We start from the raw sequence: 22,451 nt of genomic DNA, 5'->3' as shown, positions 1-22,451 counted from the left end.
AGGCGTGTGGGGTTCGTTCCATGGCGTTGTTAGCTCGTTTCGGCGTCGATGCGGTCGTCGTGGCGGTCGACTCGCATGGGATTGCGTCGTCGTTCCGCGGCGACGATGTCCGGTTCCAGCGTCGCCGTCAGTCGGCCGGCGTCGTTGCCCAACTCCGCGATTGTCGTTCCATCGGGTTCGACGACCATGCTGCTCCCACAGAAACTGTCGCCGGCTTCCGTCCCCGCTCGATTACACCCGATGACGTAGGCACCCTGTTCGACGGCACGGGCCGGCAGCAGCGTCTGCCAGTCCCGCTCCATCTGCACCGTCCACGCCGAGAGGTTCACCAAGAGGTCACACTCCGCGCGGGCCAGCGCGGCGCTGGCTTCGGGGAAGGCGAGGTCGTAACATATCTGGACGCCGACGCGGCCGAACGGCGCCTCGACGACGAGATAGCGCTCGCCCGCATCGAAGGCGTCCCGTTCGGCACCCCAGAGGTGGCGTTTGTCGTAGCGGCCCCGAACGTCGCCGTCGGCGTCGAGCCAGACGGCGGCGTTGTACACCGCATCACCGTCGGCCAGCGGCATCCCGAACAGCACCTCGCTGTCGGCGGCGTCGGCGGCCGCGCCGAGCGTTTCCGTCGTCTCTCCGCCGACCGGTTCCGCGAGGTCATCGAGTCGGTCGAAGACGTGATACCCCGTCGTCGCGAGTTCGGGAAACACCACTAAATCGGCGTCGGTGGCCTCGATTGCCGCCACCATTCTCGAAAGCGTCTCCGATTTCGGCTCTTCGGGGGGCGCGTCGAACTGGACGACGGTACAGTTGAAGGGGTTCATCGCCCCTCGAACTCCGGTTCGCGGTCCTCCTGGAAGGCCGCGACGGCCTCCTCGTGGTCGCGGGTTTGCGAGCAGATGCGCTGGGCGCGGGTCGCATCCGCGAGGGCGTCGTCGAGTTCGGTGTCGAAACTCTCGTTGACCAGCCGTTTGCTCTCCGCGAGTGCGACGGGCGGTCGGTCGGCGAGTTCGCTGCCGAAGGCCACAGCGGCGTCAAGCAGTTCGTCGGCGGCGACTTGCTCTCTGGCGAGGTCCCACTCGACGATTTCCTCGCCGGAAAGCTTCCGGCCGGTGAAGATGAGTTCCTTGGCGCGGGCCTCGCCGATGAGCCGGGGCAGGAGGAACGCGCCACCGTCGCCGGGGACGAACCCGACGTCGATGAACGTCTCACCGATGACGCCCTCGTCGCTCGTGATGCGGAAGTCACAGGCGAGGGCGGTGTCACAACCGGCGCCCAAGGCGTAGCCGTTGACGGCCGCGATGACCGGCGTCGAGATGCCGCGAAGCGTCCGAACGACGTTCTGGAACAGGCCGAGGCCGGCCTCGTACTCCGCGAAGTCCATCTCGGGCGTCAACGGCATGTCCGTGAGGTCGACGCCCGCACAGAAGGCGTCGCCGGCACCGGTGAGGACAATGGCCCGGACGTCCTCGCGGTCGTCCAGCGTCTCGAAAGCCTCGACGGCGCCGCGGAGCAGCGCCTCGTTGTAGGCGTTCATCGCGTCGGGGCGGTCGTATCTCACGCAGGCGACGTACTCGGTGAGCCACTCGGTTTCGATGGGGGCGTCGACTTCAATCATCGCTCTCACCTACAGGGGCCGGGGCCGTTTCAGTGTCGGTCCCTGGAGTGCGGAGCGTCACCGCAGCGTCGACGATTTCGACGCCGTCGTCGTCGGCGAACACCGGGTTCAAATCCAGTTCCTCGACCGCGGGGTTGGCCTCGACGAACGCCGACACCTCCAACAGGAAGTCGACGACGGCATCGCGGTCGACTGGCGGGTTCCCGCGGGCGCCGTCCAGCAGTTCTTGGGCCTCGATGTCGTCGAGCATGTCGCGGGCGTCGGCCTCCGAAAGCGGGAGCGCACGGAACGCCACGTCTTCGAGGACTTCCACGAAGACGCCGCCGAGACCGACCATCATCACGCGACCGAACTGTTCGTCGTCGACGACGCCGACGATGAGTTCGACGCTGCCCTCCCGCATCGGCGAGACGAGGACGCCTTCGATATCGGCGTCGGGAGCGTACGATTCGGCGGCCGCGAGGAGTTCCTCGTAGGTCGCCTCGACGTCGTCGTCGTCGACGCCCAACGCCACGCCGCCGGCGTCGGATTTGTGGACGATGTCCGGCGACACCACCTTCATCGCGACCGGGCCGTCGGCGTCGGTCGCCGCATCGAGCGCCTCGCTGGGTGATTCGGCCAACTCGAACGGAACGACGGGCAAGCCCCGCTCGCGGAGCGCCCGCTTTGCGGTGTACTCAGAGAGCTGTCGGCGCCCCGCCTCGATTGCGTGGCGGATTTCGGCGGCATCGTTGTCCGCGCCGTCGAATCGGAAGTCGCTCTTCTCGTCGGCGGTGGCGAGGTGCTCGCCGTAGGCGGCCAGCGATTCGAGGCTGCTGGCGGCGACGTCTATCGACTCGACGACCGGAATGCCCGATTCCCGGAGTATCTCGTGGGGTTCGGTGTCGAACTCCGCGTAGGCGCTCTGGACGACGATGGGGGTGTCGTGGCGCTCGGCCAGCGTCACCAACTCCTCGGCGACCCCACATTCTACGTCGGTGTACTGCTCGGCAAAGCGGATGCCGTAGCCGCCGAAGAGGCCGGCGAGCAACAGCGCGTCGACGTTCGGGTCGGATACGATAGCCTCCGCACAATCGTAGAAGACGCGCTGGTCGTCGTCGGTGCCGCCGGCCACGTCGACGGGATTGACGACGCTCGCGGCGTCCGGCAACACCTCATCGAGGCGCTGTTGGGTCTCGTCGGTCACTTCCGGGACCGAGAGGCCGCGTTCGGCGAGGGCGTCGGCGGCGAGCGTCGCGTGGCCGCCGCCGTCGGCGAGGATGCCGACGTTCGGGCCGTCTGCGGCCGGCAGCGACGACAGCGAGTTCGCGACGGCGAGCAGTTCGTCGGAGCGTTCGACGCTGACGACGCCGGCCTGTTCGAGGACGGCGTGGGCCACCGTGCTGTCGCCCGCCAGCGCGCCGGTGTGCGAGGATGCCGACTGCTTGCCGACGGCCGACCGGCCGCTCTTGAGCGCGATGATTGGCGTCTCCGGCGTGACCTCGCGTGCGGCCTGCAGGAACGCTCGCCCCTCGCTCATCCCCTCGACGTACAGCACGATGGCGTCGGTTTCGGGGTCGTCGTTCAGATACGGGAGGTACTCGTGGAACTTGAGGTCCGCCTCGTTGCCGACGCCGACGTAGTGGCTGTAGCCGACGCCTTCCCGCGTCGCAGCCTCCGTAAACAGCGAAATCGCCATGTTGCCACTCTGACAGAGCAAGCCGAGGCCCCCTTCGGGAACGCCGTCGGCGCCGACGAGGTTCAGCCCTGCGTGGACGTTAATCATCCCGGAGGTGTTCGGCCCGATGAGTCTGATGCCGTGTCGTTCGGCCAGCGAGACGATTTCGCGTTCCAGGGCCTCGCCGTCGGTGCCGGCTTCCCCGAAGCCGACCGCGATGACGACGGCGCCAGCGAGGTCAGTCCCGCCGCAGTCTTCGAGTACGTCCGGGACGACGTGGGCAGGCGTGACGATGAGTGCGAGGTCGACCCGGCTGGGAATCGCGGAGACCGTTGGATACACTTCGAGGCCGCGAATCTCCTCAGCACCGGGGTTGACCGGATAGATGTCGCCCTCGTAGCCGCCTTCCTGGAGCGTCTCGATGGCCTGATAGCCGCGTTTGGTCTCGTCGGTCGAGGCGCCAACGATGGCGACCGCATCGGGGTCCATGATGCGGTCGATGTCGGTTGTGTCCGACACGGTCACTCACCCACGAACGTCGGTTCTCGGTCGTCGGCGAAGGCGTCGACGCCCTCCTGCCAGTCCTCCGTTCCCATGCAGGCCAACAGCGCCTCCGCCTCGGCAGTCAGCATGTCGTCTCGGGTCGCCGAGCCGACGCGGCCGAACTGCGATTTCGCGAACTCCATCGGTATCGGTGCGTTGCCGGCGAGGTCGGCCGCCAACTCGTCGACGGCGTCGTCGAGTTCGGATTCCTCGACCGCTCTCGTGACGACGCCCTCCTCGGCGGCTTCGGTGCCGGTCAGCGTCGCCGCCGACAGGACGAGTTCCTTCGCGCGGGCGGCGCCGACGCGCTGGGCGAGGGTGTAGGTGAGACCGCCGCCGATGTAGGTCCCGATGCTCACCTCGGGGAAGCGCAACTCCGCGTCGGCGCCCATGAGGATGAAGTCCGCACTCATCGCGAGTTCGGCGCCGCCACCGATGGCGTAGCCGTGGACCTTCGAGATGACCGGTGCCGGATGTGTCTGGACGGCCTTACACGCGTCTTGGGCCGTCCAAGCGTAGTCGCGCCGTTCCTTCGCCGACCGCTGTTGTTCATCGTGATTCTGCATGTCGGCGCCGACGCAGAACGCTCGACCTTCGCCTTCGAGGACGACGACGCGCGCGTCGTCGTCCTCGGCGCGTTCGAGCCCCGACTGGACCCCTTCGTAGAGTTCGCCGGTCACGGCGTTGAGTCGGTCGGGTCGGTTGAGTCGGATGCGGGCGATGTCGCCATCGACCTCGTAGACGGTCGGGGAGTCCGCCTTGGAATCTGTCGTCGTCATGTCTGCCACTGGCTTACTCCTCGTGACTCACCCACATAAACTTTGGCTGATTTTCAAAATAGTCTCTTGAGTTCGGAAAATCTCCGAATGGAGGGCAATATCTTGGGATAGTTTATTATAGGAGTGTGTGTAACAGACTCATAGCCATGTCGAAGGGCTCGAACTACAGACGGCGTGACGTATTGACAACCGTTGGGGCAGGAACACTCGCCGGACTGGCGGGCTGTCTCGGCGGTAACGGTGGCGGAAACGGCAACGGAAATGGAAACGGCAACGGTGGCGGAAACGGCGGAGGCGGCGGAGGCGGCGAACTCCGCTTCCTCGGCTTCGGTGGGAACACCCAGGAGGCACAGATGACCGTCTTCGAACCGTGGGCCGAAGAGACCGGGACGGAAGTCTCCGGCACCGAAGCCGGCGGGACCACGGAGATGATTTCGCTCATCAAGCAGAACCCCGGTTCGTTCGACATCGTCGCGCTCAACGACACGGGGATGGCGCGCGCCCAACAGGAGGATGTCATCGAACCCATCGACCTCTCGATGGTGCCGAACTACGAGAAGAACATCAAGGAGTCGGCCCGCTCGCTGTCGTTCAACGTCGACGGCGACGACACCATGGGCCTCATCCGGGAGAACGGCGCGACCGGCTACGCCTACAACACCGAGAAGGTCGACGGCGAACTCTCCTCCTGGGAGGACATCAAAGACCCTGCCTACGAGGGGAAGGTGTCGCTCATCGACCGAACCATCGACCGACTGTCGAACTGCGCCGCCGCCGCCGACCTCAACGTCAACGAGGTGCCCGGCGACGAGGCGAAGACCGACCAGATGTTCACCGAGGCCGAGGAACAGGACCAGAACGTCTTCAACTACTGGGGCGACGGCGCCACGTCCATCCGGTACCTGCGACAGGAGAACGCCTGGATTTGTGAGGCGTGGGGCGGCCGCGTGCTCGCACTGCAGGAGGAGGGGTACGACCACATCGAGTACGTCATCCCCGAGGAGGGTGCGATGGGGTGGACCGACAACCTCGCCATCGTCAAGGGCACCGAGAGCCGCGAGTTGGCCCACGAACTGCTGAACCACACCTACCAGCGGGAGCACCTGCTGACGCTGTCGGACATGATGAACTACACGGTGCAGGTGAAGAACCCACCCGAGAAGATGACCCAACTGCCGGACTACGCTCCGGCCGAGGACCTCGCGTTCCGCGATTGGGACGTTGTCCTCCCGAAGGAAGACGCCTGGACCGACCGATTGAACGAAATCAAGCAGGGGTAATACTGCAGCATGCTCGAAGTTCGCGATTTCACGAAGTATTACGGTGACCTGTGTGCGGTAGAGAACCTCTCGTTCGACATCGACGAAGGGGAGTTCGTCACGCTACTCGGCCCCTCGGGGTGTGGGAAATCGACGACGCTCCACGCCATCGCCGGCCTCGTCGAACCGACCGACGGGCAGATTCTGCTCCGCGGCGAGGACGTGACCGACCTCCCGCCGGAGAAACGCAACATCGGGATGGCGTTTCAGTCCACCGCGCTGTTTCCGCACATGACGGTCCGGGAGAACATCGCCTTCGGGCTCAAGATGCACGGTCACGACTCGACAGCCGTCGAAGAGCGCGTCGAGGAGTCCCTGGAACTCGTCGACATGCCCGACCACGGTGAGCACAAGCCGGGGGAACTCTCCGGCGGCCAACAGCAGCGCGTCTCGCTGGCGCGGGCGCTGGCGTACGAACCCGACATCCTCCTGTTGGACGAACCGCTGACCGGCCTCGACAGGGTCCTCCGCGAGGAGATGCGCGGCTGGCTCAACCGCATTCAAAAGGAGGTCGGCGTGACGACGCTGTACGTCACCCACGACCAAGAGGACGCGCTGTCGATGTCCGACACCGTCATCGTGTTGAACGACGGCCACTCCGAGCAGATAGACTCCCCCGAGCGCATCTACGAGTCGCCCGCCAGCCCCTTCGTCGCCGAGTTCGTCGGGAAATCAACCCGATTCAGCGGCCCCGTCTCTCGGGAGGGCGACCGCGCGGTCGTCAACAACCACAACAAGGCCATCACGGTCGAGGGAACCGGCGTCGAGGACGGCGACGACGCCACGCTGTACGTCCGCCCGGAGGACATCGAAGTAAGTCGGACGGCCGAAGGCACGGAAAACGAGATAACGGGTCGCGTCGTCAACGTCGCCAACCTCGGCAACCGCGCGGAGGTGACAGTCGAGTTGACCGACGGGAACGAAGCGCTCGCCCACACGAACCGGTTCCCGGACATCGACGTCGGTGACGACGTCCACCTCCGATTCGACCCCGAGCGGGTGATTGCGCTATGAGCACCTCCCGACCGACCGTAGACGGTGTCGCCGGCTCTATCGGCGAGTTGCTCGAGGGGCGAATCACGAACAGCCACCTCGCCCTGTTCGGACTCGGGTTCGTCGGGGTGTTTTTCATCCTCCCGATACTGCTGCTCGTCCCGGAGAGCCTCGCGTTCGGTACCGGCGAACCGTTGCAGGCGTACCGACGGGCCACGAGGGGCATCTACGTCGACGCCTTCGTTCGCTCGTTCCTCTACGGCATCGTCACCACGGCCGTGACGCTCGCGTTGGCGTACCTGATTAGTTACTTCATGGCCTTCGGGACCAATCGCGTCCGCCTGACGATGACGCTCGTCATCGTTCCGCTGTGGATCGCCTACATCGTCCGGTACTTCGGTATCCTGCTGTTCCTCTCGCCGGCAGGCCCCTTCGCCGACCTGACGGGCATCGAGCCGTCGCTGCTGTTCACGACGCCGGCGGTCATCATCGGGCTGTCGAACGTGTATCTTCCGTTCGCAGTCCTGCCGATTTACAACTCCCTGAACGCCATCGATGGGGAACTCATCAGCGCCTCACGGGTGCTCGGCGCCAGCCAGTGGCGAACCCTCGTCTCCGTCGTGTTCCCGTTGAGCCTCCCCGGGCTCGTCGCTGCGGGACTCATCGTGTTCATCCTCGCGGCCGGGTCGTTCCTCGGCCCCGCCGTCCTCGGCGGCCCCAATCAGACGATGATTGCCAACGAAATCGCCGGCGCGTTCCTGAATAACTTCAATATTCGGTTCGCCTCGGCGCTGGCGGTCATCTACTCGATACTGCTCGTCGGCACGCTGCTCGTGTTCAACACGGTGTTCGACCTCCGGGAGGTGCTCGGAAACATATGAGCGAGCGTTCGCTCCCGAGTCCCCGACCGGTCGGACTCCTCGCGGCCGTCGTCGCGGTGTTCGCGTTCCTGTTGGTGCCGGTCATCATCGTCGTTATCACCTCCTTTACGCCCCAGTCGTTCCCGGGCATCCCACAGGAGGGGCTGTCGCTGCGGTGGTACGGCGAACTCCTGGCCGACGAGAGCCTCCTCAACGCGCTGAAGGTGAGCCTCGTCGTCGCCACGAGTTCGTCGATTCTCTCGGCCATTATCGGGACGATTGCCGCCTTCGGCTTCGTCCGCGGTGAGTTCCCCTACAAAGAGCAGATATCGACGATTATGCTGTTGCCGATGATTATCTCGCCGGTCATCACGGGTATCGCGCTCGTCCGGTACTTCGGGAGTTTGAGCCTCCCCTCGGGATACCCGGCGCTCATCCTCGGACACACGGTGTTGTCGCTGCCGTACGTCTTCCTGCTGGTCCGCTCCGAGTTGGTCACGTACGACAAGGACCTCGAACGCGCCTCGCGCGTCCTCGGTGCGGGCCCGATGGCGACGTTCCGCCACGTGACGGGGCCCATCATCTCACCGGCGATTATCGCTGGCTCGTTCATCGCCTTCGTCGTCTCCTTCGGCGAGTTCACCGCGACCCAGTTCCTGATTTCACCGGGGACGAGCACCGTTCCGGTCGTCATCTACACGATGTTGCGAACCGGCCTGACGCCGACGATTAACGCGCTGTCGGTCGTCCTCATCGTCGTCATGCTCGTGGTGGCGCTGAGCAGTCGACGGCTCAGTTCCGCCTGAGCAAGGCGCCCGTTTTTTCAGTCGGTTCCGCGTCCTTCGCTCCCAATCGGTGACCCTCGCGTTTATCCCGTCGCCGACGGAATCCCCGCCACATGTCGGGACACGACATCAGCCCGGACCAGCAAATCGACAGCAACCTGTTCATCACCGTGTCGGGGCCGCCGGGAAGCGGCGTGACGACCCTGTGTGAGGGACTCGCCGAGGCGATGGACTGTGGGTTCATCTCCGGCGGCGAAGTGTTCCGCGAACTCGCCGACGAACGCGACATGAGCCTCTCGCAGTTCATCGCGAAAGCCAGCGAGAACGAAGACATCGACCGCGCCGTCGACCGCCGTCTGCGTACCATCGCCGAGAAGTGGGGCGCGGCGAACAAGGCCTTCGTCCTCGAATCGCGGCTGGCGGGCTGGCTCGCCGGCAACCGCGCGGACCTCCGGTTTTGGCTCGACGCACCCGAGGAAATCCGTGTCGACCGCACCGCCGACCGCGAAGAGATCGGCGCCGAGATGCGCGTCCGCGACGTCATCGACGTGAAGCGCTACGAATCCTACTACGGCATCGACCTCTCGGACCGCTCCATCTACGACCTCTGTATCAACACGGCACGCTGGACGCCCGAAAACACCCTCGACCTCGCGCTCACGGCCATCGAATCGTACGACTCCGAGATCGACGAGGGCGCCTTCCCGACCGCGGACCTCGACATCTAAAAGCTCAGGTGTGAGGTCGAACTCGGCGCGCCGCCGTCGTCGATGCCGCCCTCGTGGCTGAACGACACCTCGTCGTCGGTGAGATACACCTGCCCGTGACGGACGGACACGTCGACTTCGACGAGCGTCGACCCCGCGGCCTTCCCGTTTTCGCAGTAGCCCGTCTCCGCGTCGAACATCGACCCGTGTTTCGGACAGATTATCTGCCCCTCCCGCATCGCCGCACCGCGCCCGCGGTCGAGACGTTGGTCGGTTTCGTGCTGACAGAAGTTCTTCCACGCCGAGACGCCATCAGAAAGTCGGACGAGAATCACCTCCTCGAGGCCGCCGTCGGCCTCCTCGACGGTGAAGAGATACGAGCCGTGTTCGGGGATGTCATCGACGGCGGTGAGCAGCGTCGCCATGCCTCGCCGTACCGATAGCAGTCTAAAAATTCCACCGCCGACGGCCCCCGAGATTACAACAGGCCGTCGTCGCCGACGAGTGAGTCGGTCGTGTCGTCGATGGCGCCAGTGAGGGAGCCATCCGGCGTCGGAGTCGCCGTCGGTTCCGGCGTAGAGTCCGGCGTTGCGGTCGCCGTTGGCTCCGGCGTCGCGGTCGTGTCACCGCCGTCGGTTCCGTCGGTGGAGTCGCCGGTCGAACCGCCGGAGCTGGTCGGGGTTGGGGTCGCCGTTGGCTCCGGCGTGGCCGTCGCCGTCGGTGTTGCGGTGGGCTCCGGCGTCACAGTCGTCGTCGGACTCGGCGTCGCCTGCGCTTGGGTCCCGTTCGCTCCTGTTCCGGTTGCCGGTACCGGGGTCGGCGTTCCCTCGGGTTCGGCGTCGCTTATCGGCGTACCCGCAGGCATCGGGACGGCCGCAGTAAGAAAGCTCACCAGCGCGACCATCACGACGACGCCGATGACCGTCGCCGTCGTCCGGGAGAACACCGCCGACTTGTACTCCGAGTCGTCCTCGGGGGGTTCCGTCGGCCGCTGTACTTGCGGTCGTTCTATCGGGTCCCGCTTCGAACGCCGCTTCTGCCGGCCGAAGTTCGCAGTCGTCGGTGCCTCTCCACCGGTGTCATCAGCCGTCGTGTCTTCGGTGTCTGTCCCGTTGGCCTCGTCTTCGGCGTCCGCTCCCTGGACCTCGGTGTCGTCGTTCCCCGCGTCCGAATCGCCGCCCGTCGTCTCGGCAGGGAAATCGAACGGGGAGGCGTCGCTCTCGTCGGAGTCCGGGGGCGTGGTGTCCGAGGCGGAGGCCTCGCTGTCTGTGACCGTCTCGTCGGTCGACACCGCATCGGAATCGGCGAGGTCATCGGCCCCCTCCGAGTCGACGGGGCCGTCAGCAACTTCGGAATCGGAAGGGTCGTTACCGGACTCGGAGCCGGCCGACTCGCTTGTCTCGGTGGCCGGCGTCTCCGGGTCGGTCGTTGGAGCCGTCTCAGCCCCGTCTTCGGGGGCGTCGGCGTCGCTTTCGGCATCGGCGCCGGCGAAAACGAACCCCGTCTTCTCGTCGGCGTCGTCGGGGTCCGTCTCCGGCGCCCCGGAATCCTCCGGGGTCGATTCGGGTTCGTCGTCGGCCGCCTCGGTCGAGGCGTCGTCGACGGCAGCACCCGTCGTGGCCGCCGTCGTCCCGCCGGTGGATTCCTCTTCGGGGACGTGTCCGAGGTCCCTAGCGGTGACGCGGTCGTCGAAAAGTGAGGTGAGAACGCTCAGCACCTGCCCCTCGTGGGCCGCCGGCGTGATGTGGAAGTGCGCCCGGGCGCCCGACTGCTCGAACTTCGAGGTGATTTCGTTGAGGAACTGGAACACGCGGTTGGCCTCGACGTACTGCAACAGCGCCGTCACCGACTCGAAACACACCACGGTTCGGTTGCCGTTGCCGTGCCACGCCGAGAGGAACTCCGAGATGGCGATGCCGACGCCGGTGAGGTCGCTGGGGTCGGAGATGCGACGAACCATGGGGCCGGACTCGCCACCGAGCCGTGCGCTGCCGTCGGAGCCGCCCACGTCGACGGTGACGATGCCGACGTTGGACGGCGGGGCGTCGGCGTGGCGTTTCAGCGTCTCGATGCGCTCCCGCCCCGATTTCGTGACGGTGACGAACAGCACGTCGACGTTGGTGGGGTCGTCGACACCGAGGAGGTCCATACACGCGGCTTCGTCGCAGTCGCCGTGCTCGCCGGTTTCGAAGAGGACGTTCGTCGGACCCGTTCGTGACATCTCGAATTACTCACCAGTTCCTCGTGAGTCGTTCTCACGACACTGCGATTGTTTCGTGTTGATACGGCGACCTATAGTCGGTTTCGTTCGTATCGAGTCTCGATACGGCCGCCCGGCGGTATCCGCAGTGTTGCCACCTCGAAGTACCCTGAAACCGCCTCAGACGGACCCGATGGGGTCGTCGACGCCGCCGAAGTAGCGTTCGGCGACTGCTTCGGCGGTCCGCAGCGCCAGCGCCTGCCCCGAGTGGGTGGGATTGGCGCCGCCGACGCCGTTGGAAAGCGCCGAGTGGTCGGCGACGAACAGCCGACTCACGTCCTTCGCCTCACAGCCCGTATCGAGCACCTTCCCCATCGCCATCGAGGACTGCATGTGCAACAGAATCGGCGCGGCGTCGGTTCGGTGGACGTGCTCGGCGCCGGCTTCGTCGAGGATTTCCGCGGCCCGTCGGGCGAGGTCGTCGCGTCGGGCGTCGTCTTCGGGGTGGGCCTCCCACTCGACGAGCGGGACGGGACCGTGTTCGTCCTCGGTCGTCTCGTCGATGGAGACGCCGTTTTCCTGTCGGGGCCGGTCGTCGGTGTGACAGATGAGCGTCAGCGTCCGGCGGTAGTCGGCCATCTGTTCTTTGAGTTGCCGGCCGGCGAGTCGACCGGCGGTGTCCCACGGCTCGCCCGCGGTGTCGCGGTCGAAGGCCCACTCGCCCTGTGCGGCGGCGTACATCGCCATCGCGGTGATGCCGGGCGCGAACGTGTTGACGGCGATGCCGCCTTTGCCGGGAACGTCGACCCGCGAACCGGCGGCCTGCCCCTGATGGGGTTCGACCGCACGCTGGCCGATGAGCGCTTCGAGGGTATCTGGGTCGAAGGTGCCCGCGACGAAATCGAAGTGGTGGGTGGTCAGCCCCCGGCCGACCCAGCCGTTATCCGGTAACCCGGAGTTGAGCCACAGCCGCGGCGTCTCGATACAGCCCGCCGCGAGGACGACCACGTCGGCGTGGATGCGCTCGGTCGTCCCCGCCCACGTGTCGCGGAACTCGACGCCGGTGGCCTCCTCGGCCGCACCGCCCTCGGTGAGAATGCCCGTCGCGAACGCGTTCGGTCGTATCTCGACGTTACCGGTGTCGAGCGCCCGCGGCACCAGCGAGACGTTCGAGGAGCGACGCGCCCGCTCCCGCATCGGCGCGCCTCGGGGATGGGGGCCACCCTGATGTTCGTGCATCGCCAGCGTGTCGCCCTCGTAGTCTGGGTAGCGGTACTGGCCGTTCTCGCCGCCCGGGACGTTGTCTTCCTCCACATCGCCCCCGCCGTCGCGCATCAGTCGCTCGTCCGGTTGCGGGATGGCGTTGGGGAAGGGACGATACCCCGCTTCGGTGACGTTGTATCCGTCGTTGAGGTCGTAGCCCGACCGACGCGCGCCCTCGAAGAACACCTCGGCTTTCGGCGTCGTCGGCGCCGGTTCGACGGGATGGGTCTCCTCCAGCAGTTGGTAGTACGGTACCAGTTCCTCGTAGTCGATTGGCCAGTGCGGTTGGTCGTCGACGCTCGTGACGAACGCCCGTGGGTGGTTTGCGTAGTAGTGTTGGGTCGTTCCGCCGACGCCCGACAGTTGGGAGATGAGCGCCTGCTGGGGAACCGTCCGTTGCCACGGCGGCCGGTCGGAGTCGGCCGGCCCCCACCGCAGTTTCCCGGTGACGGGGTCGTTCATGTCGGCCTCCTTCGAGGTGAACTGCTCGTCGTACAGTTTGCCCGAGAGGTCCGAGGGGTTCCCGGAGTGTTCGCCGCCCGGGGCGTCGTTGGGCGCCTCCCACTTCTCGTTGCCGTAGAAGGGGCCGGCCTCAAGTATCGTCACGTCGATGCCGAGTTGGCCGAGTCGCCACGCCAGCGCCGGGCCGTCACCGCCCGCACCGACGACGACGACATCGGTGTCGCGTTCGTACATCAGTAATCGTTCTCCTCGAAGTCCTCTATTTCGTAGCCCATTCCGACCGGATACCCGTCCGCCGGCCCGGGGTAGTCGGCCTGCTGCCAGCCGAGCGAGCGCTCCTCGCCGTCGTCGGCCGTCGCCTCGGAGTAGTAGACGAACTCGACGAGAATCGGCAGGGAACTGGCGAGGAACTGGATGGTGCCGAGGGCGGCGGAGTCGAACCGGTCGGCCAACCGTGGGAAGACACCCTCGTCTTCGAGCAAGCGAAGCGCACGCAGGCGGTCCTCACGGGAGAGTCGCGAGAACGGCCCGCCGGCGAACGCCTCGGCCGGCGAGTTGAAACCGTCCTCACTGCGACGGCGGACGAGCAGTTCCGCGGCCGCAGTGTCGAGCAGGACGGCGACGGCGGGTGCCATCGGCGTCGCGTCGTAGCCGGCGGCGCCGAGGACGCCGCCGTCGACCTCCTGAAAGTTGTTCACGCGGTCGATAATCGCCTCTTCCAGTCCGACTGCGAGGCCGCCGGGAACGTGTTCCTCGCCTCGGTCGGCGAGTTCGGGCGTCTCCGGGACGAGTGCGTCGACGAGCGCGGCGAACGTTCCGCGGGTGTGGCTCACGAACGGCCCACCCCCTCTCGTGTGGCTGCCATACCCTCACGTGCGGTCGGCCTCACCTCAACGTTCCGCCGTCAATGTGCGGAACAACGACCCCCGACTCACTCTCGGTCCAGATGCAGCGAGACGCGACCGACCGCGACGGTCTTTTCGCCCTCGTCGGTGGCCATCGTCACCTCGACCTCGACGACGCCCATGCTCCGACCGGAACGAACGACGGTCGCCTCGGCGGTCAAATCGGCGGCGGCCGGTCGGACGTAACTGACGTTCAACTCCGTCGTCGCGTGCGGTGTCGACATTGGCTCCTCAAGTGTCGTCCGGATGGCCGCGCCGCCGGCGTGGTCGATGAGCGTCGCGACGACGCCGCCCTGAATGGCTTCCGAACCCGGATTGGTGAGCGATGCCTCGTGGGGCAGCGTGAGGCGGAGAAACCCCTCCCGCTGGTCGTCGATTTCGATGCCGAGGTCCCGGAGGTGGTCGTGGTTTTCGAGGAACCACTCGTTGGTGTCGGTCATACCCCCGATTCGATGAGGGCTAACTAGAAACTGTCGCGTGGCTTCGGAGCGTGGCGTGTCAGTCGTCGAGACTCGACATCGCCGCGCCCCCGGCGGCGGCGACGAGCGTGCCGACCGCGGCCGCGGCTATCCCCGGCGTGAACGTTCCCGTCGCGTCCCGCAGCGCGCCGATGACGACCGGGCCGAGAAAGCCACCGATTTCCCCGACCGCGAAGACGACGCCGACCGCGGTGCCGGTCAGTTTCGGGCCGATGCCCTCCAACTCGACCGGCACCGCACGGATGAGCGGCGAGAGCCCACCCATCCCGAGTCCGATGGCGACGACCGGCACGACGAGCAACAGGACGGCCGCGGGTTCGGCCAGCAACCCCACAACCCCGAGACAGGCGACGGCAGCGCAGGCGACCAACGTCGCCCGCCTGCGACCGAAGCGCTCTGCGAGAGCGGGAATCGCCAACACGCCGACGACCTGTCCGACGACGAGAGTGCTGGCGATGGTTCCCGCGAGGTCCGCCGAGACCCCCCGCGTTTCGAGTATCGTCACCAGCCACCCCTGTATTCCGTGGAGGACGAACAGGTACATCGTCCCCAACAGGACGAGCAGTCGGAGGTCGCGGTGGCCGAGGACGGCCCGAACGTCATCGGCCAGCGAGGCAAGCGTGAGGGCGTCGTCCTCATCGGTCTCGTGGCGTCCGGCCGGGACGTACCACACGGCGGCGGCCCAGAGGACGGCGACGACGAGCGTCCCGACGCCGCTGTACAGAAACAGCGGCCGCCACCCGCCCAGCGCCGGGCCGATGACGGGGCGGCCGAACGCGAAGACGGTCGCGCTGCCGACGTAGGAGCCGACGAGATACACCGACGCCGCCCGCCCCACGCGGTCGGCGGGGTACAACTCCGAGGCGAGTTTGGGCAACCCGAAGGTGAGCCCCGTCGCGCCGACGCCGAGCAACAGCGTCAGCGCCAGCATCGACGGGAATTCGGGAGCAAACGACCGGCTCAACTGCCCGACGCCGGCGAGTGCGATACCCAAACCGACGCCCACTCGCGCGCCGAGTCGGTCGACGAGCAGACCGCTCGCGAGCCCCAGCGGGATGTAGGTCAGCGGCACCGCCCCCGCCAGCACGCCCGCCTGGGTCCCGGTCAATCCGAGGTCCTCGATGACGGGTTGGAGGTAGGCGGGCAGCGAAAACCAGACGAACAGCAGCGCCCCGTAGCCGAGGCCACCGAGTACCAACAGCGCGGCGTTCTCGACGCGAGTCGGTGGCCGTGTCATCGTCGGGGGTACAGGACCGACGCGGTAGAACCCACCGAATCACGCCTCGTTCGTGAGTTCCCACTCGCCGGCACTATGCCGTCCGACGGTCCGTGCTTCGAGTTCGGATTCCACCTCCCGCATCAGCGGTGCGACGGTGTTGGCCATGAAGACGACCGGGTGGCCCCCACCGAGGGCGGTGTCGAGTACCTCGATTGCCGTCCGTTCGGTCTCGTCGTGAACGATGACCGGCAGGTCGGCGCGACGGCGGAACAGGCTACGGTGAGGACCGACGACGTGGACCCGATCGATGAGGTCGTGGTCGTAGAGCCACTCGGCGTAGCGGATGTAGGAAGCCGTCCGGCCCGCTCGGTCCCGGCGGAGATAACAGACCGGTTCGATGGTGGAATCGTCCAGCGCCTCGACGAGATGTCGGCGGAGGTGTTCGGTGCTCTCGATGTCGTTGAGGCTGGCGGCGTTACACGCGAGGCCGCCACCCTCTAGTCGTCGCCACGTCCACGACGACCGCAACGACGACAGCAACTCGACGGCGTGGTCCCGACCCATCGGCTCACAGCCGAGTTCTCGGAGAATAGGGTCGATAGCGAAGGCGGTCCGGGCGCCCAATACGTCGTACTCCGCCGGCGGGTCGACGTGGGTGAACTCGACGCCGCGGGGTTCGAGGCGGTCCCGAAGATACTCGACGATGGCCTCGTTTCGGTCGCCACAGACGACGTGTCGTCCGTCGGGGACCGTTCGTGCGAACGCTCGTGCGATGTCCTCAAGGTCCTCGCCGAGCGTCCCGAGGTGGTCGCGTCGGACGTTGAGCAATACGACGACCTCCGGGTCCCACCGCTCGCTTGCGAGTCGGGTTGTGTATTCGCGAATGCCCTGATTCTCGGCGATGACGGCCTCTGTCGGGCCGTGTTCGGCGTACAGTCGTTCGTTCTCGTACAGTCGGGTGATGCCGTCGCGGTCGGCGGCGTGGCGCTCGCCGTTGACCAACACGTAGGGGTGGTCGCCGGTCACTTTGGCGAAGGTGTCGATGCCCTGTGCCGTGAGTGCATCGTGGAGCCACCGCACCAGCGTCGATTTCCCGCGAACACCGGAGACGACGACCCGGCGGTCGGCTTCGTGGACGCGCTGGAAGTGCTTTCGGCCGCGGGTGAGGGCGTCCCGGGCGCGACCGAAGGCCCCTCGGAGGGTCATCCCGACACCTCCGAGAACACCGACGCCGCCTCGATTGCGTCCCCGTCGGCGCGCTCCCGTTCGAGTCGATACAGGTCCCGAGCAGCGACGGCGAGCGCTGCCGCACCGATGGCGACGTGGTACCACCGCAACGGCGACGCGAGGCCGCTGGCTTCGGGCGAGATGACGACCAACAGCGCACCGTACATGAGAACGAACAGTCCCGCACTGAGCGAGATGCTGGCACTGCGGACCGGCGGTGCGGTCCGATGGAGGTTGTACGAGCCGACACCCGCAAACAGCCCGACGAACAGCAACAACAGCCCCGGAATGTTGGGGTTCGACAGCGCGGCGCCGATGGCAAGCCCCGTCCCGACCACGAGAGCGACCGCCAGTAAGTTTCGCCCGTACAGCAGCATCGACCAGTACGCCCCCGTCGTGACGAGGAACGTCGCCGTCGCGAACAGCGCATAGAGGAAAAACGCCACGCCGAGTCGCGCCGAAAACACCGCCAACAGCGGCACCAACACGACGCCAGCCAGCGAGATGTCGTACCGTCGGCGGACGCCCTCGTAAACGACGAGGTCGGCGAGAACGAGCGAGACGACGACCGCCTGCGGGACGGCACGCGGGAACCGACCTCGTGGCGCGTCGAGTCCGAGCAACTCCACCGCGGGGACACCCTCGGCGAAGACGACCGGCGGTATCCCGGGTTCGACGACGGCCGAAACGACCAATCCGACGACACCGACGGCGACGACCGCGAGGTACGTCCCGACCGCAACGAGGAGGTCGACGCGTCGGCGGTCGGCGTCGATGCGCATCAGGTTGTAGGCGGCGATACCGGGGAAGATGCTCCCGACGATTTCGGCATCGCGGAAGACCAGTGTTGTCGTCGTGAGTCGGTCCACTGCGAGGACGGCGGCGATGCTGGCGAGTGCGCCGGTCGCGATTGCTACCAACAGCGGTTCGCGCCCGTACCACAGCGTGAACTCCCGGACGGCGTACAGCGCGGTGAAGGCAGCGACCGCACCCCCAAGAAAGACGACCGGCGTCCACAGCTCTCGGAACGTGTACACCGCTACCAACGGGACGACCATCACGCCGCCGACCCGGAGGCCCGTCGTTTGTGAGATGGCTGCCACGAGAGCCACGCCGAACACCATCATCCCCGCCGCCACCAGCATGGAGGTGACTTACGAAAGGGCCCGTGAAAACGTTACCGAGACGATATATTTCTCGCCTCAGAACTCGACCGTCTCACCATCTTCAGGTATCGTCACGCCCTCGACGGCCGCTCGCAGGTCGGCCCGCGTGACCAAGCAGTGGTTGATAGCGTCCATGTGGTCGGCGATAACGGGCACGTCGTCGTCGACGGCCGCCCGGACCGACGCAACGTCGTCTTCGTCCATCGTGATGGGTTCGCCCTCGACGAACCGGGCCCCGCCGGCGTTGACGACGACGGCGTCGAAGTCGTAGGCATCGATGGTTTCGGCGACGGCGTCGTACCAGACTGTGTCGCCGGCGAGATACAGCGACTCCGCGCCCTCGAAGACGACGCCGAGGACGGGCGCCATCTTCTCTGCCAACTCGCCGTGGCCGTGGCGGGCCGGCGTCGGTTCGAGTATCACGTCGCCGAACGAGTGGTGGATATCGAGCGGTCGGACGTCCTCGAAGCCCTCCTCGAGGAACTCGTCGGCCTCCTCGGGATGACAGAACAGCGGTACCTCGCGGTCGAGGAACTCCCGGGCGGCGTCGTCGAAGTGGTCGCGGTGACGGTGGGTGACGACGACCGCGTCGTGTGTGAGGTCGACGTCCGGGCGTTCGACGAGCGGGTTCTCGCGGTCGTTGGGCGTGTTCGGAATCGGCGGGATGTCGCCCGGTTCGCCGAGCATCGGGTCGACGAGGAACGTCGTCTCCCCCAACGTGACGAGCAGCGTGGCGTGACGAACGAGTTGAACGGTGGGCATACCTCCACCAGTATCGAGAGCATCCTAACTATTGGTGTGCCGGCAGCCATCGACTGGCGCCGCTGGAGACCGGAAAACCACGTTGAACCCACCGTCACTCACAGTGAAACATTTATTTTATGGCCGAAAACATTAACATTTGATAACATGTATTTATAAGACATGGACAGCGATGACCGGCGTGTCCCGTCAGGTACACCGGGCTTGGACGAGGTGCTGCAGGGTGGCTTTCTCAGTGGCCAGACGGGAATAATAAACGGCGGTCCGGGGACGGGCAAGACGGTTCTCGCCTTGCAGTTTCTCACCGCGGCCGACGGGGCGAGTCTCTATATCGGCTTCGAGGAACGGGAGGCCGACATCAGACGGAACGCCGAACTGCTCGGCATCGACCTCTCGGACGTGACGATACTCGACCTCAGCGCCGGCGGCGAGCGGTTCTTCTCGGAGGACTCCTATACGGTGTTCCCGGCCGACGAGGTCGAGGGAGAGGACTTACTGGAGCGCATCGCGACGGCCATCGACGAGGAATCACCGGAGCGGCTCGTCATCGACCCGCTGTCGGAACTCCGGTCGCTGCTGCCCGACGAGTACCAGTTCCGCCGCAACATCTCCTCGCTCATCAACGAACTCAAAGAGCGCGGGACGACGACGCTGTGTACGACCCAACCGACGAGTGGTCGGGTCGAACAGGACCTCAAGTTCCTCGGCGATTTGACGATTGAAATCCAGCGGACGACCGACCACCGCTCGCTCGAAGTGACGAAGTTCCGCGGTTCGGGCTCCGCCGACGGCCGACACACCTACCGCATCCGGTCCGACGATGGCGGTCGCGTGTATCCGAAACTCGCCCCCGGGAATTTCCATCGCGAACACACCCGGGACCAACTCTCCTCGGGGCTTCCGGAACTCGACCGGCTTCTCGGCGGCGGTATCGAACGAGGGTCGGTCACCGTCCTCTCCGGACCGTCGGGTGCCGGCAAGACGACACTCGGGTCGCTGTTTCTGGAAGCCGCCGGCAACCGCGGCGAACAGGCGTTCGGCTACCTCTTCGAGGAACTAGAGTCCGATTATCTGCACCGGTCCGGTGAAATCAATATCGACATCGAATCGCTCGTCGAGACGGGTGCCGTTCGAATCGAGGAAATCGAGTCACTCGCACAGAGTCCCGACGAGTTCGCCCATCACGTCCGGACGGCCGTCGAAGAGGAGGATGCCCAAATCGTCATGATTGACGGCATCACCGGCTACCGACTCGGCCTTCGTGGCGATGATTCCCAGGCCGAACTCACCCGGGAACTCCACGCGCTGTGTCGCTACCTCAAGCGGATGGGCGTCACCGTCCTCCTCCTCGAGGAGGTCGAGAACATCACCGGCGACCTCTCGGCGACCGACGAGCAGATTAGCTACCTCGCCGACAACATCGTCTTCCTCCGATATATGGAAATCGACGGCGGGATTCGGAAGACCGTCGGCGTGTTGAAGAAGCGCTTCGGTGACTTCGAGCAGTCGCTTCGTGAAATGTCGATATCCGAAGATGGCGTCGAGGTCGGGCCGAAACTGACCGGGATGCGCGGCATTCTCACCGGCATCCCCGAGCGAACCGACGAGTCGGGCTGATGGCACCCTTGGATGGCTCGTCGCCGCGGACGCATCGGCGCTCCGACAGCGGCGAGTGGTTCGCCGAGCGGACGCCGCGAATCGCCCTCGGCGTCGCCCAACCACGGGACAGAGAACTGTTGGAATCGCTCCTCTCGACGTTCGAGGTGACGGACGTAGCCGACCCGATTCCGGAGCGGACCGACCTCTGTATCGTCGATGCCGACGGCCTCGCGGCGTTTCGCGAGGCGCTGTCGGCGTGGAAAGAACGCGAACGCCCGGCCACGGCGCCGGTGTTGCTGCTGACGACCGACTCCGTCGACGAGGCGTGGCGACGCCACGGCGATTCTGTCGGTGAGTTGCTCGACGGCATTCAGCCCATTCCGGCGCCGAGGCAAGCGATTCGCTCCCGAATCGATGGGCTGTTGGCGACGCGAGAACACTCGGTGGAGTCACGGCAGCGCCAGCGGGAACTCGAACTGTACGAGCGCGCGATAGACGGCGCCGGTATCGGCATCAGCATCGCCGACGCGAGCGAAGACGACCTACCGCTCGTCTACGTCAACGAGGGGTTCCTCGAAACCACCGGGTACGACCGCGAGGAAGTCATCGGCCGGAACTGTCGGTTCCTGCAGGGCGAGAACACCGAGGAGGCGACCGTCGATAAGATGCGGTCGGCGCTGGCTGACGAGCGGCCGGTGTCGGTCGAAATCCGCAACTACCGGCGCTCCGGCGAGCAGTTCTGGAACGACCTCGATATCATGCCCGTGCGTGGTGAGGACGGCAAGGTGACGCACTTCCTCGGCTTCCAACGTGACGTTACCGAGCGTAAGCAACGGGAGCGGTTGCTAGAACAGCATCTACGAATATTCGAGGCCACCGAGGACCCGGTTTTGGTGCTCGACGTAAACGGTCGTATCGTGGAGACGAACGCGGCAGCCAAAGCCGCCTTCGGCGTCGATGGGGAGATTCCGGTGAAAATGCCCGCTCCGAACCTATTCGAGGGCAAACAGGCCGCGAAGTTGCGAACGGCGATAGCCGCGGTTCGGGGCGGCGGGAACTCCCAAACGGCGGAGCTCACGACGGCCGGCCCCGACGGGAACTCGACCGTCTTCCAGTTCCGATTTCAACGGCTGGAGGCGACCGACGACTACGGCGAGCGAATCATCGCTGTCAGTCGTGACATCACGCGAATCCAGGAGTACCAAAACCGCCTGTCGGTTCTCGACCGAATCTTCCGACACAACATCCGTAATAAACTGAACATCGTCACGGGACTGGCGGAACTCCTCGAAGACGACGGCGACGAGGAGGTGGCGGCGATAGCCGACGACATCGATACCGCGGCGTCGGACCTGCTGGCGATTGCCGACGCGGCCCGCGCGTTCAACCGAAGCATCGACCCCACCAAACCACAGACACAGGAACTCGACCTTTCGGCGTTCGTCCGCGAGGTGGGCGAGGAACTCCGCGAGAGTTACCCCGACGCCGACATCGACATCTCGGCGCCCGGAGCCTCCCCGGCAGTCTGCCCCGCGACGATTCGGCTCTGTCTGGAACATCTCGTCGAGAACGCGGTCAAACACACGGACGTACCCACCCCCCGAGTGGACATCGAGGTCGATGACACGGACGACCGGGAGTGGGTCGAACTCCGTGTCAACGACGACGGGCCCGGGTTCTCCGAACGCGAACGGCGGGCGCTGGCCAGCGGCGCGGAACGCCCGCTAGAGCACCTTCAGGGCGTCACGCTGTGGCTGATTCGGTGGGCAGTGATGAACGCTGGCGGGCAACTCGACATCCGAAACCCCGCCGACCGCGGCGCGACGGTGGTTCTTCGACTTCCGGCGGCCGAGGGGTCATCGCCGACGTAGGGTAAACTCCCGTTCTGTGAAGCAAGATTTACCCCGTGGTGAC

At 65.9% G+C, this 22,451-nt stretch carries 20 protein-coding genes; 7 read left to right on the top strand and 13 right to left on the bottom strand.

All coding sequences use genetic code 11. The features are described 5' to 3' along the window. Nucleotides 1-29 precede the first annotated feature (29 nt). From NMP98_RS09885 to NMP98_RS09870, 4 genes are read right to left on the bottom strand one after another with little or no spacing between them, the layout of a single operon-like run. Nucleotides 30-818: a carbon-nitrogen hydrolase family protein gene (locus NMP98_RS09885; protein ID WP_254857400.1), complete on the bottom strand. Its 789-nt coding sequence runs from the start codon at nt 816-818 to the stop codon at nt 30-32. Then, nucleotides 815-1,612: an enoyl-CoA hydratase/isomerase family protein gene (locus NMP98_RS09880; protein ID WP_254857399.1), complete on the bottom strand. Its 798-nt coding sequence runs from the start codon at nt 1,610-1,612 to the stop codon at nt 815-817. Before NMP98_RS09880 ends, NMP98_RS09885 begins: the two co-directional genes overlap by 4 nt. Next, nucleotides 1,605-3,788 (bottom strand): acetate--CoA ligase family protein, encoded by a 2,184-nt coding sequence (locus tag NMP98_RS09875; protein ID WP_254857398.1) that lies wholly within the window; start codon nt 3,786-3,788, stop codon nt 1,605-1,607. The genes NMP98_RS09880 and NMP98_RS09875 overlap by 8 nt, the downstream gene beginning before the upstream one ends. A gap of 2 nt (nt 3,789-3,790) precedes the next feature. After that, entirely contained in the window at nt 3,791-4,591 is an 801-nt protein-coding gene (locus NMP98_RS09870) for an enoyl-CoA hydratase/isomerase family protein (protein ID WP_254861308.1), read from the bottom strand. A gap of 146 nt (nt 4,592-4,737) precedes the next feature. Here NMP98_RS09870 and NMP98_RS09865 point away from each other — a divergent pair, with 146 nt between their 5' ends. The 5 genes from NMP98_RS09865 (at nt 4,738) to cmk (ending at nt 9,276) form a co-directional block, all read left to right on the top strand. After that, nucleotides 4,738-5,871, top strand: a complete 1,134-nt coding sequence (locus NMP98_RS09865) for an ABC transporter substrate-binding protein (protein ID WP_254857397.1) — start codon at nt 4,738-4,740, stop codon at nt 5,869-5,871. Between the two features lie 9 nt (nt 5,872-5,880). Continuing rightward, the gene (locus tag NMP98_RS09860; protein WP_254857396.1) at nt 5,881-6,924 is read left to right on the top strand and encodes an ABC transporter ATP-binding protein; all 1,044 of its coding nucleotides are present in this window, start codon (nt 5,881-5,883) and stop codon (nt 6,922-6,924) included. After that, nucleotides 6,921-7,784: an ABC transporter permease gene (locus tag NMP98_RS09855; protein ID WP_254857395.1), complete on the top strand. Its 864-nt coding sequence runs from the start codon at nt 6,921-6,923 to the stop codon at nt 7,782-7,784. The genes NMP98_RS09860 and NMP98_RS09855 overlap by 4 nt, the downstream gene beginning before the upstream one ends. Then, on the top strand, nt 7,781-8,569 hold the full coding sequence (locus tag NMP98_RS09850) for an ABC transporter permease (RefSeq protein WP_254857394.1): 789 nt from the start codon (nt 7,781-7,783) through the stop codon (nt 8,567-8,569). Before NMP98_RS09855 ends, NMP98_RS09850 begins: the two co-directional genes overlap by 4 nt. A 92-nt stretch (nt 8,570-8,661) precedes the next feature. Next, nucleotides 8,662-9,276 (top strand): (d)CMP kinase, encoded by a 615-nt coding sequence (cmk, locus tag NMP98_RS09845; protein ID WP_367997227.1) that lies wholly within the window; start codon nt 8,662-8,664, stop codon nt 9,274-9,276. Here cmk and NMP98_RS09840 read toward each other — a convergent pair. The 9 genes from NMP98_RS09840 to NMP98_RS09800 all read right to left on the bottom strand — a co-directional run bounded on the left by NMP98_RS09840 (nt 9,273) and on the right by NMP98_RS09800 (nt 18,938). Beyond that, the gene (locus NMP98_RS09840) at nt 9,273-9,680 is read right to left on the bottom strand and encodes a Rieske (2Fe-2S) protein (protein WP_254857393.1); all 408 of its coding nucleotides are present in this window, start codon (nt 9,678-9,680) and stop codon (nt 9,273-9,275) included. The two genes, cmk and NMP98_RS09840, sit on opposite strands and share 4 nt — an antisense overlap. 53 nt (nt 9,681-9,733) lie before the next feature. After that, nucleotides 9,734-11,476, bottom strand: coding sequence for a DUF7504 family protein (locus tag NMP98_RS09835; RefSeq protein ID WP_254857392.1), 1,743 nt, complete (start codon nt 11,474-11,476; stop codon nt 9,734-9,736). A gap of 159 nt (nt 11,477-11,635) precedes the next feature. After that, on the bottom strand, nt 11,636-13,414 hold the full coding sequence (locus NMP98_RS09830; protein WP_254857391.1) for a GMC family oxidoreductase N-terminal domain-containing protein: 1,779 nt from the start codon (nt 13,412-13,414) through the stop codon (nt 11,636-11,638). Beyond that, entirely contained in the window at nt 13,414-14,013 is a 600-nt protein-coding gene (locus NMP98_RS09825) for a helix-turn-helix domain-containing protein (protein ID WP_254857390.1), read from the bottom strand. Before NMP98_RS09825 ends, NMP98_RS09830 begins: the two co-directional genes overlap by 1 nt. Nucleotides 14,014-14,111: 98 nt before the next feature. After that, entirely contained in the window at nt 14,112-14,525 is a 414-nt protein-coding gene (locus tag NMP98_RS09820; RefSeq protein WP_254857389.1) for a PaaI family thioesterase, read from the bottom strand. 58 nt (nt 14,526-14,583) lie between these two features. Beyond that, nucleotides 14,584-15,801 (bottom strand): MFS transporter, encoded by a 1,218-nt coding sequence (locus NMP98_RS09815; RefSeq protein WP_254857388.1) that lies wholly within the window; start codon nt 15,799-15,801, stop codon nt 14,584-14,586. A 39-nt stretch (nt 15,802-15,840) separates the two neighbouring features. Further along, a complete protein-coding gene (locus NMP98_RS09810; protein ID WP_254857387.1) occupies nt 15,841-16,989 on the bottom strand; it encodes a Mur ligase family protein in 1,149 nt (382 codons plus the stop codon). Then, entirely contained in the window at nt 16,986-18,155 is a 1,170-nt protein-coding gene (locus NMP98_RS09805; protein WP_254857386.1) for a poly-gamma-glutamate biosynthesis protein PgsC/CapC, read from the bottom strand. The genes NMP98_RS09810 and NMP98_RS09805 overlap by 4 nt, the downstream gene beginning before the upstream one ends. A gap of 57 nt (nt 18,156-18,212) precedes the next feature. After that, the gene (locus tag NMP98_RS09800; RefSeq protein WP_254857385.1) at nt 18,213-18,938 is read right to left on the bottom strand and encodes an MBL fold metallo-hydrolase; all 726 of its coding nucleotides are present in this window, start codon (nt 18,936-18,938) and stop codon (nt 18,213-18,215) included. A gap of 162 nt (nt 18,939-19,100) precedes the next feature. Between NMP98_RS09800 and NMP98_RS09795 the strand changes: the two genes are divergently transcribed. Together NMP98_RS09795 and NMP98_RS09790 are read left to right on the top strand one after the other, a co-directional pair. Beyond that, complete coding sequence (locus NMP98_RS09795; RefSeq protein WP_254857384.1) at nt 19,101-20,555, top strand: ATPase domain-containing protein; 1,455 nt, start codon at nt 19,101-19,103, stop codon at nt 20,553-20,555. Then, entirely contained in the window at nt 20,555-22,408 is a 1,854-nt protein-coding gene (locus NMP98_RS09790; protein ID WP_254857383.1) for a PAS domain-containing protein, read from the top strand. Before NMP98_RS09795 ends, NMP98_RS09790 begins: the two co-directional genes overlap by 1 nt. The last annotated feature ends 43 nt before the right edge of the window (nt 22,409-22,451 follow it).

The organism is Natronomonas gomsonensis, assembly GCF_024300825.1.
Lineage (GTDB): Archaea > Halobacteriota > Halobacteria > Halobacteriales > Haloarculaceae > Natronomonas > Natronomonas gomsonensis.
This window is presented reverse-complemented; position numbering and strand designations above follow the sequence as displayed.

Coding starts and splice junctions, on each gene's coding strand:
- NMP98_RS09885 (WP_254857400.1), bottom strand. CDS start 818: ATGAACCCCTTCAACTGTACCGTCGTCCAGTTCGACGCGCCCCCCGAA.
- NMP98_RS09880 (WP_254857399.1), bottom strand. CDS start 1,612: ATGATTGAAGTCGACGCCCCCATCGAAACCGAGTGGCTCACCGAGTAC.
- NMP98_RS09870 (WP_254861308.1), bottom strand. CDS start 4,591: ATGACGACGACAGATTCCAAGGCGGACTCCCCGACCGTCTACGAGGTC.
- NMP98_RS09865 (WP_254857397.1), top strand. CDS start 4,738: ATGTCGAAGGGCTCGAACTACAGACGGCGTGACGTATTGACAACCGTT.
- NMP98_RS09860 (WP_254857396.1), top strand. CDS start 5,881: ATGCTCGAAGTTCGCGATTTCACGAAGTATTACGGTGACCTGTGTGCG.
- NMP98_RS09855 (WP_254857395.1), top strand. CDS start 6,921: ATGAGCACCTCCCGACCGACCGTAGACGGTGTCGCCGGCTCTATCGGC.
- NMP98_RS09850 (WP_254857394.1), top strand. CDS start 7,781: ATGAGCGAGCGTTCGCTCCCGAGTCCCCGACCGGTCGGACTCCTCGCG.
- cmk (WP_367997227.1), top strand. CDS start 8,662: ATGTCGGGACACGACATCAGCCCGGACCAGCAAATCGACAGCAACCTG.
- NMP98_RS09840 (WP_254857393.1), bottom strand. CDS start 9,680: ATGGCGACGCTGCTCACCGCCGTCGATGACATCCCCGAACACGGCTCG.
- NMP98_RS09835 (WP_254857392.1), bottom strand. CDS start 11,476: ATGTCACGAACGGGTCCGACGAACGTCCTCTTCGAAACCGGCGAGCAC.
- NMP98_RS09830 (WP_254857391.1), bottom strand. CDS start 13,414: ATGTACGAACGCGACACCGATGTCGTCGTCGTCGGTGCGGGCGGTGAC.
- NMP98_RS09820 (WP_254857389.1), bottom strand. CDS start 14,525: ATGACCGACACCAACGAGTGGTTCCTCGAAAACCACGACCACCTCCGG.
- NMP98_RS09815 (WP_254857388.1), bottom strand. CDS start 15,801: ATGACACGGCCACCGACTCGCGTCGAGAACGCCGCGCTGTTGGTACTC.
- NMP98_RS09810 (WP_254857387.1), bottom strand. CDS start 16,989: ATGACCCTCCGAGGGGCCTTCGGTCGCGCCCGGGACGCCCTCACCCGC.
- NMP98_RS09805 (WP_254857386.1), bottom strand. CDS start 18,155: ATGCTGGTGGCGGCGGGGATGATGGTGTTCGGCGTGGCTCTCGTGGCA.
- NMP98_RS09800 (WP_254857385.1), bottom strand. CDS start 18,938: ATGCCCACCGTTCAACTCGTTCGTCACGCCACGCTGCTCGTCACGTTG.
- NMP98_RS09795 (WP_254857384.1), top strand. CDS start 19,101: ATGGACAGCGATGACCGGCGTGTCCCGTCAGGTACACCGGGCTTGGAC.
- NMP98_RS09790 (WP_254857383.1), top strand. CDS start 20,555: ATGGCACCCTTGGATGGCTCGTCGCCGCGGACGCATCGGCGCTCCGAC.